General features: G+C 72.2%; 11 protein-coding genes and 2 pseudogenes. All 13 read right to left on the bottom strand.

What is annotated here, in order from left to right; all coding sequences use genetic code 11:
• Nucleotides 1-100 precede the first annotated feature (100 nt).
• Nucleotides 101-439, bottom strand: a complete 339-nt coding sequence (locus OG251_RS27340; protein ID WP_326679611.1) for a hypothetical protein — start codon at nucleotides 437-439, stop codon at nucleotides 101-103.
• Nucleotides 440-455: 16 nt separating this feature from the next.
• Nucleotides 456-1109, bottom strand: a complete 654-nt coding sequence (locus OG251_RS27335) for a hypothetical protein (protein ID WP_326679610.1) — start codon at nucleotides 1107-1109, stop codon at nucleotides 456-458.
• A complete protein-coding gene (locus tag OG251_RS27330; protein ID WP_326679609.1) occupies nucleotides 1106-2404 on the bottom strand; it encodes an MFS transporter in 1299 nt (432 codons plus the stop codon). Before OG251_RS27330 ends, OG251_RS27335 begins: the two co-directional genes overlap by 4 nt.
• 12 nt (nucleotides 2405-2416) lie before the next feature.
• Nucleotides 2417-2659, bottom strand: a complete 243-nt coding sequence (locus OG251_RS27325; RefSeq protein WP_326681433.1) for an acyl-CoA carboxylase epsilon subunit — start codon at nucleotides 2657-2659, stop codon at nucleotides 2417-2419.
• A 21-nt stretch (nucleotides 2660-2680) separates the two neighbouring features.
• Nucleotides 2681-4234, bottom strand: a pseudogene (locus OG251_RS27320) (acyl-CoA carboxylase subunit beta); the annotation flags it as partial.
• Nucleotides 4231-4995 carry an SDR family oxidoreductase gene (locus OG251_RS27315; protein ID WP_326679608.1) on the bottom strand — a complete coding sequence of 255 codons (765 nt, stop codon included), beginning with the start codon at nucleotides 4993-4995 and terminating at the stop codon, nucleotides 4231-4233. The gene OG251_RS27315 and the pseudogene OG251_RS27320, both read right to left, overlap by 4 nt.
• Nucleotides 4992-7070, bottom strand: coding sequence for an SDR family oxidoreductase (locus tag OG251_RS27310; RefSeq protein ID WP_326681432.1), 2079 nt, complete (start codon nucleotides 7068-7070; stop codon nucleotides 4992-4994). Before OG251_RS27310 ends, OG251_RS27315 begins: the two co-directional genes overlap by 4 nt.
• A gap of 22 nt (nucleotides 7071-7092) precedes the next feature.
• Complete coding sequence (locus OG251_RS27305; protein WP_326679607.1) at nucleotides 7093-8040, bottom strand: aromatase/cyclase; 948 nt, start codon at nucleotides 8038-8040, stop codon at nucleotides 7093-7095.
• 95 nt (nucleotides 8041-8135) lie between these two features.
• Complete coding sequence (fabG, locus tag OG251_RS27300; RefSeq protein WP_326679606.1) at nucleotides 8136-8921, bottom strand: 3-oxoacyl-ACP reductase FabG; 786 nt, start codon at nucleotides 8919-8921, stop codon at nucleotides 8136-8138.
• A 55-nt stretch (nucleotides 8922-8976) separates the two neighbouring features.
• Nucleotides 8977-9249 (bottom strand): acyl carrier protein, encoded by a 273-nt coding sequence (locus tag OG251_RS27295; RefSeq protein WP_326679605.1) that lies wholly within the window; start codon nucleotides 9247-9249, stop codon nucleotides 8977-8979.
• A gap of 110 nt (nucleotides 9250-9359) precedes the next feature.
• Nucleotides 9360-10580, bottom strand: a pseudogene (locus OG251_RS27290) (ketosynthase chain-length factor).
• Entirely contained in the window at nucleotides 10577-11857 is a 1281-nt protein-coding gene (locus OG251_RS27285; RefSeq protein WP_326679604.1) for a beta-ketoacyl-[acyl-carrier-protein] synthase family protein, read from the bottom strand. Before OG251_RS27285 ends, OG251_RS27290 begins: the two are co-directional and overlap by 4 nt.
• Nucleotides 11854-12180, bottom strand: a complete 327-nt coding sequence (locus tag OG251_RS27280; RefSeq protein WP_326679603.1) for a TcmI family type II polyketide cyclase — start codon at nucleotides 12178-12180, stop codon at nucleotides 11854-11856. The genes OG251_RS27285 and OG251_RS27280 overlap by 4 nt, the downstream gene beginning before the upstream one ends.
• Nucleotides 12181-12185: the final 5 nt, after the last annotated feature.

Here is a 12185-nt window from a genome sequence, read left to right as displayed (position 1 = left end):
CGTCGGGCCGGGACTGGAACACCTGGATGACCCCCTGAGCCATAGGCGTCTCCCGGAGCTTCACGACGCGTCTTCGCCAACGCCTTCGGCTGCTGCATCGTCACATGCGCGCAGCGGAGCGAGGAGGTAAATAGCACCAAGGTTGACCACCACCGGTCCGGTTCACCGGCGGGTGGCCGGCCGCGGTGAGCGCCGGACCGTCCTGAACCAGCCACCGGCCGCGCGGAGCGCCGAGCAACTTCCGGGCGGGGGCGTCGAGTTCCGGACTGGGGCGGACCCGGAACGTCGCGGTGTCCGGCGCGATCACCACGACGGCGTCCGCCGGCCCGAGCCAGGCCCCGGCGACGGGCTCCTCCTCTTCGGGGAACAGCGTGACGGCGGGCACGGCGTCGACGGCGTACGCGGTGCGCAGCCCGGCCGGAAGCGGTTCGGCGGTCACCGCCGTGCCCTGTGTCTCATCCCAGACTTCGGTGGAGGTGGTAGCGCTTGAAGCCGATGGGGCGCACCCCGGGGATGTCACCGCTGACCCGCAGCGTCGTCACCCGTGCGGAGCCGTCGAGGAATCCGGTGTGCGCCTCGTCGGTCGTCCACTCCGCGTAGTTGAGGACCCGGGTGCCGTCGGTCGCGGTGTGGAAGTTCGCGGAGAGCATGCCCGCCGTCCGGTCCGCGGGCATGTCCTCCAGCGCGTCGGACAGCGTGCGGATGAGGTGGTCCTGCCGTTCGGCGCCGTCCACGTCGAACGTCGCGACGACCATGCACCCCGGCATACCGGAAGCGCCGGACGGCACCACGCTCCGGCGCAGCCGGTACTCGACCGTGCCCCACGGCTCCGCTTCCCCCAGGGTGTGGACGAAGGGGCGGCAGGAGTCCGCGTCGGCGCTCTGCGCGTAGGTCAGCACGGTGTCCTGCTCCGTACTGAGGTAGCAGCTGAAGGAGAGCATCGACGGGGGCCAGGGAGTCCCGGCCCATCGTCCGGCCGTCCGCTCCAGGACGGCGGTCCCCCGCTGCCCGTCGGGCACGAACAACTGGCCGACGAAGACGGCCGCGGCGTCCGTGCGCCGCACCGACGGCATGTCCCCGGATCCCGTACGAAGGGCGTGCTCGGTCATGTGCGGGCCTTTCCGTCCGGTGGTACGGGGTGGTGGTGGCGGGGAGCGAGGCCGGTGAGCGCGATGAGCAGGCCCGCGGCGCCGACGGCCGTGATCAGCGCGACGGCGGGCCGGTAGCTGTCGTAGCTGGTCGTCAGGAGCGCGACCAGCGGCAGCGTGAGGACGGCCCCGAGCTGGACACCGGTCTGGTAGAGCGGCACGGCCAGCGCGCGGTCGGCGGGCCGGACGGTCGATGTGGACTGCATGTTCAGTGCCGCGAAGGACAGGACGAAGCCGGTCTCCACCAGCAGCAGCACCGGCAGCATCCCGGTCCAGTACGCTCCCGCGTCCGCACGCCACAGGTACAGCACATGGCCGAGGAAGGGGGCGAGCGCTCCCAGGGCGATCAGCCCGGCCGTACCGAAGCGGCCGACGAGGCGCCCCGCGAAGGGGACGGCCACCGCCAGGGGCACACAGGCGGGAAGCAGGGCCAGCGCGCACTGCCACGGGGACCAGGCCAGTTGGCGCTGGATCTGGAAGGTGATCAGCAGCAGCAGACCGGCGTACGTGCCGTTGAGCGTGGCCGCGCCCAGGGCCGACCGCACCAGCGGGCCGTCGCGCAGCAGCGCCGCCGCACCGGACTTCGGCCGCGGTCCCGCCTCCGCCGGCCGCGCCTCCGGTACGGGACCGGGGGCGTCGGCCCCGGTGTCCTCGGGGATGAGCCGTGCGCCCAGGAGCAGCAGCACGACCGCGACCGGCGCGGGGAAGAGGAACGTCCAGCGCCAGCTCGATTCGAGGAGTGCCGCCGAGAGGAGCACCCCGGCGGTGAATCCGGCCGCACCGAAGAGGGAGTAGACCGACACCGCCCGGCGCTGCTGCGGCCCCTCCCGGAACGTGGTGCTGATGATGGCCAGCCCGGTCGGTGCCGTCAGCGCGGCGCAGAAGCCCTTGACGACACGGGTGGCGATCAGCAGCCCCTCGCCGTCGGCCAGGCCGCCCACCACCGAGGCGACGGCGAACAGGAGCATCGCGCCGAGGTAGGCCCGGCGCCTGCCCCAGCGCGCGTGGACGCGGGGGCCGAGGAGCAGCAGTGCGGCGAAGCCGAGGGCGAAGCCGCTCATCAGCCACTGCACCGTCATCAGGCCCATGCCGAGGTCGGTGCCGATCGTGGGCAGGGCCACGAGCACCACGGACACCTCGATGGCGTCCAGGACCATGTTTCCCGACAGCACGAACAGCAGGGCCCACCCGCGTGCTCCCCAGGGCGCCGGGCCGGGCGGCGCACCGGAGGCACGGGCCGAGTGACGGATCGTCATTCTGCGCTCCCCTCAGTCGGTGGCGCCGCGCCAGGTCCGCGGGTCGGCGAAGGGCAGGGCCCGCTCCGGCCTGCGCCACCGGGCACCGCCCCCCGGACGGGTGGTGTGCGCGGCGCCGGCCGGTCCGCCGCCGCAGGCCGCCTCCGCGCGGGCGAGCAGTACGGCGGTGAGCGCGGCCAGTTCCTCCGCGTTCGGGGCGCCTTTCTCCACCCGCAGCACCTCGTGCGGCGGGGCACCCAAGGGCTGTCCACTCATCGTCGGGCTCCTTCTCACTGCGGGGGGGTTGCCGTGCTTGCGGCGGGGCAGGTCGGAATCCTTGGCCCGCAGCATGGCGAGCGAGGCGATGAGTACCGAGCGGGTCTCCCCCGGGTCGATGACGTCGTCGATGAGCCCGCGCTCGGCCGCGTAGTAGGGGTGCGCGAGCTGCTCCTTGTACTCGTCGATCTTGCGGCGGCGCACTTCCTCGGGGTCCGGGGCGGCGGCGATCTCCCGGCGGAAGACCACGTTGGCGGCGCCCTCGGCACCCATGACGGCGATCTCGTTGCCGGGCCAGGCCAGCGCGATGTCGGCGCCGATCGAGCGCGAGTCCATCACGATGTACGCGCCGCCGTACGCCTTGCGCAGCACGAGGGAGACCCGGGGCACGGTGGCGTTGCAGTAGGCGTAGAGCAGCTTCGCGCCGTGCCGGATGATGCCGTTGTGCTCCTGTTCCACGCCGGGCAGGAAGCCGGGCACGTCGACGAGGGTGACGAGCGGGATGTTGAAGGCGTCGCAGAACTGGACGAACCTCGCGCCCTTCTCGGACGCCTTGATGTCCAGCACCCCCGCCGTCACCGCCGGCTGGTTGGCGACGATGCCGACGACCTGGCCGTCGAGCCGTCCCAGTGAGCAGACGAGGTTGGGCGCCCACCCGGCGTGGACCTCCATGTGCTCCGCGTCGTCGACGATCTCCTCGATCACCGTACGGATGTCGTAGGACTGGCTGCCGTCCGCCGGAACGAGGTCGGCCAGCGCGTCGCAGGGCCGGTCGGGCGCGTCCGACACCGGTGCGGCGGGCGGCAGTTCACGGTTGTTGGACGGCAGGAGGGACAGCAGGTAGCGCACCTCGGCGAGGCAGGACTCCTCGTCGTCGTAGACGAAGTGCGCCACCCCGGAGACCTTGCCGTGGACGTCCGCCCCGCCCAGCCCGTCCTGCGAGATCTCCTCGCCGGTGACCGTCCTGACGACGTCGGGCCCGGTGATGAACATCTGGGAGACCTCGCGGACCGCGAAGACGAAGTCGGTGAGCGCGGGCGAGTACGCGGCACCTCCCGCGCACGGTCCCAGCATCACGCTGATCTGCGGGATGACGCCCGAGGCCCGGGTGTTGCGGCTGAAGATGCCGCCGTACCCGGCCAGGGCCAGGACCCCTTCCTGGATGCGGGCCCCGGCCCCGTCGTTGAGGGAGACCAGCGGCGCGCCCACCGACACGGCGAGGTCCATGAGCTTGTGGATCTTCTGCGCGTGTGCCTCGCCGAGTGCGCCGCCGAAGATCCTGAAGTCATGGGCGTACACGAAGACCGTCCGGCCCTCCACGGTGCCCCAGCCGGTCACCACACCGTCGGTGTACGGGCGTTTCGCCTCCAGGCCGAAGCCGGTCGCCCGGTGCCGCCGCAACGTCTCGACCTCGGTGAAGCTCCCCTTGTCGAGCAGGAGCCCGATGCGTTCGCGGGCGGTCAGCTTGCCCTTGGCGTGCTGGCGTCCCGTGGCCTCGGGGTCCGGTCCGCCCCGGGCCAGTTCCCTCAGCCCGGCCAGCTCCGCCCGTGTGTCGGTCCTCCCCACGGCGCTCACCAGGCCAGTTCCTGACCGGTGGGGGTACCGTCCTCGCCGACGAAGGAGGCCGTCGGGCCGTCCGCGCCGAGGGTGGCCAGCCGTACGGGGATCCGCGCGCCCTGTTCCGGTGTGAGGTCTCCGCGGTGGCCGTTGATGTCGGTCGCCACGAACCCGGGCGAGACCGCGTTGACCAATATCCCCTCCTCCCGCAGCTCATTGGCGTACGTGACGGTGAGGGCGTTCAGCGCGGCCTTGGAGGTGTTGTAGTCCAGCACCGCCGGGAAGACACCCTCCGGGAAGACGCCGGAGGGGTCCTGCCGTCGCGCCGCGTGGGTCAGGGATCCGAGCAGGCTGCTGACGTTCACGATGCGTGCGGCCGTGGAGCGGCGCAGCAGCGGAATCATCGCGTTGGTCACGGTGATGACACCGAAGACATTGGTCTCGTAGGTCCTGCGGACCTCGGCGAGCGGAGTCTCGCTGGGGGCGCCCACCGGACCGCCGGTGCCCGCGTTGTTCACCAGGACGTCCAGGTGGTCCGACTCGGCCCCGATGCGCTTGGCGGCGAGCGCCACGGAGGACTCGTCCGTCACATCGAGACGTACGAAGCGGATGTCGAGGCCGTCCGCGCGCAGCTCGCGTTCGGCGGTGCGCCCGCGCTCCTCGTCGCGGGCGCCCAGGTAGACGCACATGCCCAGCTCGCCGAGCCGACGGGCCACGGCGCGTCCGATGCCCTTGTTCGCGCCGGTGACCAGCGCCACCCGCGCACCGGTGGCGGTCATCCGAGCAGGGTCCCGCCGCTGGCGTCGATGTAGGAGCCGGTGATCCACCGGGACTCCTCGCTCGCGACGAAGGCCACCACGTCCGCGATGTCGCCCACCTCACCGACCCGGTTGAAGGCCGAGGTCCGCGCCATCTGCTCCACCGCCTCCGGGATGTCGAAGACGGGTGCGCCGTTGTTGGTGATGCCGGGGGCCACGCTGTTGACGGTGATCCCGCGGGGGGCCAGATGCCTGGCGAGGTGCAGGGTGATCTGTTCCAGGGCGCCCTTGGTCATCGAGTAGGCGACCTGTTCGGGCACCGCGCACCGGGTGAGGCCGGAGGAGATGTTGATGATCCTGCCCCCGTCCGGCATGTTCCGTACGGCGCGCTGCGCGAGGAGGAACGGCGCCCTGGCGTTCACCGCGAAGTACCGGTCGAGGTCTTCGGCGGTGACGTCCTCGGGCTGGATCCCGTCGTTGCCGGTGACGGCCGCGTTGTTCACGAGGATGTCGAGGGTGGTCTCGCCGGTGCGCTCCTTGAGGCCCTGTTCCAGGCCGAGGAACAGCTCGTGCACATCGCCGGGGACGCCCAGCTCCGCCCGTACCGGGAAGGCCCTGCCGCCCTCCTTCTCGATCCGGGTGACCGTCTCCCGCGCGGCCTCCTCGTTGCTCGCGTAGTGCACGGCGACCAGGGCGCCTTCGCGGGCCAGCCGCACGGCGGTGGCGCGGCCGATGCCGCGGCTGGAACCGGTGACGAGAGCGGTCTTTCCGGTGAGCCTGCTCATGGGGGAACTCCTTTGCTCGGTAGGGGGAGTCGGGTGGGAAGCGGAGGGGGAACGCACTGCGCTCTGCGGGGTGTGCGGGGTGTCCAGGCCGCTGATCCTCCGGGCGAGGTGACGGCGTACGTCGTCCTGTCCCAGCAGTTCGGCGAACACCTCCCGCGCGCCGTCCACCTCCGGGCCGCCGAACAGCAGCAGCGCCTGGGCCTGGATGTCGGTCAGGGTGCGGGCTCCGGCGTGACGGCGCTCCGCGTCGTAGGCGTCCAGCACCTCCTCACCGGCCCGGCCGGTGACCAGCGCGGCGAGCCGGGGCCCCAGGGAGGCCGCGTCCTGGAGCCCCAGGTTCAGTGCCTGGCCGCCGACGGGCATCTGGACATGCGCCGCGTCGCCCGCCAGAAGGACCCGGCCCGACCGGTAACGGGTGGCCTGGAGACGGGCGTTGTCGAACCGGTTGAGCCAGCGGGGCCGGCCGTGGCCGATGTCCTCACCGGTCACCCGCGCCCAGGCCGCCACGACCTCCTCGAACTCCGGCGCACCGGTGTGCCCGGCGGGAGCACGGGTGCGGTCGTGGACCATCAGGCGGGTGCTGCCGTCGGCCCTGCGATGGGCGGTGGCGGTGCCGTTCGGGTAGCGCCGCAGCCTCCGGTCCGGCACGGCGATGTCCAGCACATCGGCCCGGAGCATCTCCCGGGTGGCGTCCTCGCCCTCGGTCCCGAACCCGGCGAGCCACCGTACGGAGCTGCGCTCGCCGTCGCATCCCACGACGTAGGAGGCCGCGAAGGCGCGCGTGCGCCCACCGGGACCGGCCGCTTCCACCCGCACCCCGCCCGCCCGCCCGTCCGGCCCGGTGGTGTCCGGTCCGGTGGTGACGGCCCCGGCGCTGTCCGGTCCGGTGGCGGTCAGGGCGGTGACGGTCAGGCCGCGGCGGACCTCGGCGCCCAGGTCCTCGGCCCAGCTCTGGAGCACGGGTTCCAGGCGGCTCTGCAGGCACTCCCACTGGCCGGCGTACGGGTGGGCGGGGTCGGCGAGCGCGGGGTCGAGCGGCATGCCGCCGAAGTGGCCGCGCCCGCCGTCGGGCAGAGGTCCCAGCCGGTCGAGGACGCCCCGGTCCGCGAAGATCTCCATGGTCCTGGTGTGCAGGATGGAGGCCCGGGACTCGGCGGTCGGCCGGTCCAGCCGTTCCAGCACGGTCACCCGGGCACCGCCCGCGGCGAGTTCACCCGCGAGCAGCAGGCCCACGGGACCGGCGCCGACGACGATCACGTCCACGGCCCCGCCCTCGTCGGCCTGTACGGCCCCGCCCACCGCCCCGTCCATCTCCGCCGCGCCGCCCATCGCCTCAGCGCCGCGCTTCCGCGAACGCCTTGGCATGGCCGAGGGTGGCCCGGCTGTTCGTGCCCAGGGCCTCCCGCAGGAACGCGCGGGCCTCGGGCACACCGGCGTCCGGGCCGAGGATCGCCGTGATGTTCGCGGTGTTGACCACCACGGTGTGCTGGGAGGTCGCGACCGTGCCGCCGTCGTCCTGCTCGTCGAACTGCCAGTAGCCGGTGTGCAGGGTCATCAGGGCCGGGAGGGTGGTCTGCTTGTACGCGATCCGGTGGTGCGGGAAGCAGATCCTGACCGACTCCGTGGTGTGCGTGGAGCCGTCCTTCGCCACGGTGTCCATCCGCAGGGTCTGGACGCCGGGGCTGTCCTCCGTCAGGCGCACCTCGTGGACGTGCGGCAGCCGCTCCGTCCACAGCTGGGCCTCGTTGACGAAGTCGAAGGCGTCCTTGGCCGAACCGTCGATCCGGACGCTGTCCTCGAAGGAGAGGGTGAGCCCGGCGGACTCGGCGGCCAGCTCCAGGTTCTCCTTCAGCGCCGGGAGTTCGGCCCTGCTGTTGCGGTCCACCGCCTTGTCGATCCAGTCCAGGCCCTCCGGATCGTCGTCGATGGCCCGGTAGGTGTGCAGCAGGCGGACCCGTGTCTCGGAGGCCCCGCGTGCCTCGATGATCCAGGTGCCGCTCATCTCGGCCACCGGAGGCGCGGAGACCTCCTGCCGGAAGGTGATGCGCAGGCCCTCCGGGTCGAGGGTGCGGCGCGATGTCCAGTTCTTGGCCTCGCCGTTGGCGGTGGCCCAGATGCGGATGCGTTCCTCGTTGCCGTTCTTCTCCGCGTAGTCCACGTACACCGACGGCGGGAAGAGCCTGGGCCAGTTCTCCACCTCCGCCAGGAGGCGGTACACCTCCGTGGCGGGTGCCTGCACCGTGATCTCGTGCTCGACCTCGCGGGGCGCCTGCTCCGTCATCTCTGTCCTCTCCTTTTCCTGTGGTGCGCGGCCGGGCTCCCGTGGGTGGCCGGGCTCCTGTGGGTTGCCGGGCTCCCGCGGGCGGGCGGCCGGGCTCAGAAGTTGCCCAGGCCGCCGCAGACGTTCAGCGCCTGGGCGGTGATGGAGGCCGCGGTGTCGGAGGCGAGATAGCCGACGAGCCCGGCGACCTCCTCGGGGGTGGAGTAGCGGCCGAGCGGGATCTTGGCCGTGAACTTCTGCATGATCTGCTCCTCGCCGGTGTCGTACGCGGCGGCGTACCCCTGGCGCACCCGCTGGGCCATCGGGGTCTCCACATAGCCGGGGCAGACCGCGTTGACGGTGATGCCGGACGGCGCGAGCTCGTTGCCGAGGGCTTTGGTGAAGCCGACGACCCCGTGCTTGGAGGCGGAGTACGGGGCGCCCAGGACGACGCCCTGTTTGCCCGCGGTGGAGGCGATGTTGATGATCCGGCCGCGGTCCTTCTCCCGCATGCCGCCGGTGGTGAGCACCTCCCGGGTCATGAAGAAGACGCTGTTGAGGTTGGTGTTGATCACGTCCAGCCACAGCTCGTCCGCGATGTCGGCGGTCACCCCGCCGCCGCTGCGGCCCGCGTTGTTCACCAGGACGTCGACCGTTCCGTAGCGGGCGACGGCCGCTTCGACGAACGAGGCGACATCCTCCTTGGACCCCACGTCCGCGACGGTTCCGTCCACGTCCAGGCCCTCGGTCCGGAGCTCCTTGACCGTGCGGGAGACGGTGTCCGCGCTCCGTGCGCAGAGGAAGACCCGGTGGCCCTGCCGGGCCAGCAGCCGGGTGGCCGCCAGTCCGATGCCGCTGGTCCCGCCGGTGACGAGGGCGACCCTGGATACGTCGTGCGTCATGTGTGCCTCTCCTGATTGCGGATCCGGCCCCGGAAGGTGCCGGGCGGGCGGGACGTCAGGCGGTCTGTGTCGCCGACAGATGGGTGTTGACCAGCGCGATCAGGGCGCGGGGCGTGCCCGCGGTGCTGAACGCCTCCTCGTCGAGGCTGATCCCGAACTCGCGCTCGATGCGGCCGGCGGTCTCCAGCATCGCGAGGGACTCGTAGCCCAGCTCGTCGAAGGCGGCGTCGAGGATGTCGCCGTCGAGGTCGACGCTCTCGTCCGCTCCGGCGCCCTCGCGCAGGATGTGCTTGAGGTCGTCGATGGTGAAGGCGATGTCGATGGACATGGCGGTCCTTTCCTGAGTGCGTCACAACGGAGGTGCACAGGCGGGACGTTCGCCGGGCGGGGGGCCCGGGTGTCGGTCGCGCGGTGCCTGTGGTGCGGTGCCGGTGCGGGTCAGTCGCGTGGTGCGCGCACCACGACCGCGGAGTTGAACCCCCCGTGGCCGCGGGCCACCACCAGCGCGGTGCGTACCGGGGCGGTGCGCGGAGCACCGGTCACCAGGTCGATCTCGTACCGGCCGGAGAGCGAGCTGTGGATGGTCGGCGGGATCAGTCCGTCCCGGATGGCCAGGCACGCGGCGGCCACGTCGAGCGGCGCGGCACCCGAGTAGAGCCGCCCGGTCATGGTCTTGGGCGCGGTGACCGGCACCGCGTACGGTCCGAACACCTTGGTGATCGCGGCGGCCTCGATCCGGTCGAGCTCGGGCAGCGCCGCCGCGTCCGCGAAGACGACGTCCACCTCGTCGGGGACGGTCCCCGCGTCGGCCAGCGCCTCTTCGATGACCCGCTGCACGGCGGGCCCCCGGCCGCTCCACGGCGGCGGGTCGAAGGTGGAGGCGTGGCCGGTGATCTCGCCGTAGATCTGCCGGGCGCCGCGGGACCGGGCGTGTTCGGCGTCCTCCAGGATGAGCAACGCCCCACCCTCGCCCGGCACATGACCGACGGCCGCGTCATCGAAGGGCACATAGGCGTGGCCGGGGTCCTCGCTCCGGCTGAGCCGGCCGCCGGCGAGCTGGGCCACCCACCCCCAGGTTCAGAGGGAGGCGTCGACGGCGCCGGAGACGATCAGCGGGGTGCCCTTGCGGATCTGGCGGCGGGCCTGCGCGATCGCGTCCAGACCGCCCGCCTGATCGCTGACGACGACACCGCTGGGGCCGCGCATGCCGTTGCGGATGGATATCTGGCCGCTGTTGACGGCGTAGAACCACGCGAAGGACTGGTACGCGCTGACGTACTTGCCGCCCTTGCTCCACAGCGCCTTCAGTTCGTTCTGGCCGAACTCGAAGCCGCCCGCATGGCTGGCCGTGATCACGCCCATGTCGTACGCGGGCAGCTCGTCCGGTACGACTCCGGCGTCGTCCAGCGCCCAGCCGGCGCTGACCAGGGCGAGCTGGGTCATCCGGTCGGTCTGCGGCAGCAGCCTGCCGGGCAGGTGCTCCGCGGCCGTGAATCCCCGGATCTCGCCCGCCAGCCGCGCCGGGTAGGAGGAGGCGTCGAACCGGGTGAGCGGTCCGATCGCCCCGCGCCCCGCGAGGGTGGCGGACCAGTACTCCTCGATGCCGAGCCCGTTGGGTGCCGCGATGCCGAGACCCGTCACCACCGTCCTGACGCTCACCGCTCGCCCCTGTCCGGCCGGGCCAGCACCACCGCGCTCTGGAATCCGCCGAATCCGCTGCCCACGGACAGCACGGTGTCCGTCCGCTGTTCGCGTGCGGTCAGCGGGGTGTAGTCCAGGTCGCACTCCGGGTCGGGGGTGTGCAGATTGGCGGTGGGCGGCACGACACCGTGCTCCATGGCCAGGGCCGACGCCGCGAGCTCGATGGAGCCGACGGCGCCCAGCGAGTGGCCGATCATCGACTTGATCGAGCTGATGGGAGCGCGGTGGGCCCACTCGCCCAGGCTCCGTTTGAAGGCCGCGGTCTCGTGGCGGTCGTTCTGTTTGGTGCCGGAGCCGTGCGCGTTGATGTAGTCGATGTCCTCGGCGTTGACCCTCGCCTCGGCCATGGCCACCCGTATCGCCTCCGCCATCTCCTGCCCGTCCGGGCGCAGTCCGGTCATGTGGAAGGCGTTGGACCGGGTCGCGTAGCCGGCCACCTCCGCGTAGACATGGGCGCCGCGCCGTCGGGCGCTCTCCCGTTCCTCCAGGACGAACACGGCCGAACCCTCCCCGAGGACGAAGCCGTTGCGGCTGGCGTCGAAGGGGCGCGAGGCGTGTTCCGGGTCGTCGTTGCGCGGGGTCGTCGCCTTGATCGCGTCGAAGCAGGCCACGGTGATGGGCGAGATCGGCGCCTCGGCGGCACCCGCGATCATGACGTCCGCGGAGCCCTCCCGGATGACCTCGGCCGCGTAGCCCACCGCGTCGAGTCCGGAGGTGCAGCCGGTCGAGACGACGGTGGCGGGGCCCTCGGCCCCGACCGCCCAGGCGACCTCGGCGGCGAAGGAGCTGGGGACCATATAGCTGTAGAGGTGGGGTACGGCGTAGGCGTGGTCGACGAGTTCGAGGCGTCCGCCGTCGCTGACCGTGCGGTACTCCTCGTCCAGGCCCATGGTGGCCCCCACGGCGGTGCCGAGGGTCACCCCCATCCGGCCGGGGTCCACCGCGTGGAATTCCAGCCCGCTGTCGACGGCCGCCTCGCGTGCGGTGACCACCGCGAACTGGGCCGCCCGGTCCATGCGCCGGATCTCCTGCGGGCCGAGACCGAGCGCCGCGGCGTCGAAGTCCACCTCGGCGGCCGTCTGGGAACGGAAGGGCGAGGGGTCGAACAGGGAGATCCGCCGGGTGGCGGTGCGTCCGTCGGTCAGCAGCTGCCAGAAGCTCTTCGTGCCCGGCCCGCCGGGTGCGGTGACACCGATGCCGGTGATCACCACCCGGCGGCCGTCCGCGCGGCTCATCGGCTGGTCCAGTGGTAGAAGCGCTGCGCCATCGCGTCGGCCGGCGAGCGCCAGGTGGCGGGGTCGTACGCCTCGATGAGCGGCTTCAGGTCCTCGCTGACCCGGACGAAGCGCGGGTCCGTCTTGGCCTCCTCGATCCGCGATCCGCCGTCCTCGGCGTCGAAGTCCTGGAGGTGGAAGTAGAGGCCCCGGTAGGAGAAGAGCTGCCTGCGCCGGGTGCCCATGCGATGGGGCATGTCGGTGCCGTCGAACTCGGTGAAGACGCGGGCGACGTCCTCGGCGGAGCCGATCTCCATCCGGGCGACGATCAGGGTGCTGTGCATCTTTC

The sequence above is a fragment of the Streptomyces sp. NBC_01237 genome (assembly GCF_035917275.1).
GTDB lineage: Bacteria > Actinomycetota > Actinomycetes > Streptomycetales > Streptomycetaceae > Streptomyces.
The sequence above is the reverse complement of the archived record's forward strand: the minus strand, read 5'-3'. Positions and strand labels throughout refer to the sequence as shown.

Excerpts from the sequence above, each read along its gene's own strand:
- OG251_RS27335 (WP_326679610.1), bottom strand. The coding sequence starts at position 1,109 with ATGACCGAGCACGCCCTTCGTACGGGATCCGGGGACATGCCGTCGGTG.
- OG251_RS27330 (WP_326679609.1), bottom strand. The coding sequence starts at position 2,404 with ATGACGATCCGTCACTCGGCCCGTGCCTCCGGTGCGCCGCCCGGCCCG.
- OG251_RS27325 (WP_326681433.1), bottom strand. The coding sequence starts at position 2,659 with ATGAGTGGACAGCCCTTGGGTGCCCCGCCGCACGAGGTGCTGCGGGTG.
- OG251_RS27315 (WP_326679608.1), bottom strand. The coding sequence starts at position 4,995 with ATGACCGCCACCGGTGCGCGGGTGGCGCTGGTCACCGGCGCGAACAAG.
- OG251_RS27310 (WP_326681432.1), bottom strand. The coding sequence starts at position 7,070 with ATGGACGGGGCGGTGGGCGGGGCCGTACAGGCCGACGAGGGCGGGGCC.
- OG251_RS27305 (WP_326679607.1), bottom strand. The coding sequence starts at position 8,040 with ATGACGGAGCAGGCGCCCCGCGAGGTCGAGCACGAGATCACGGTGCAG.
- fabG (WP_326679606.1), bottom strand. The coding sequence starts at position 8,921 with ATGACGCACGACGTATCCAGGGTCGCCCTCGTCACCGGCGGGACCAGC.
- OG251_RS27295 (WP_326679605.1), bottom strand. The coding sequence starts at position 9,249 with ATGTCCATCGACATCGCCTTCACCATCGACGACCTCAAGCACATCCTG.
- OG251_RS27285 (WP_326679604.1), bottom strand. The coding sequence starts at position 11,857 with ATGAGCCGCGCGGACGGCCGCCGGGTGGTGATCACCGGCATCGGTGTC.
- OG251_RS27280 (WP_326679603.1), bottom strand. The coding sequence starts at position 12,180 with ATGCACAGCACCCTGATCGTCGCCCGGATGGAGATCGGCTCCGCCGAG.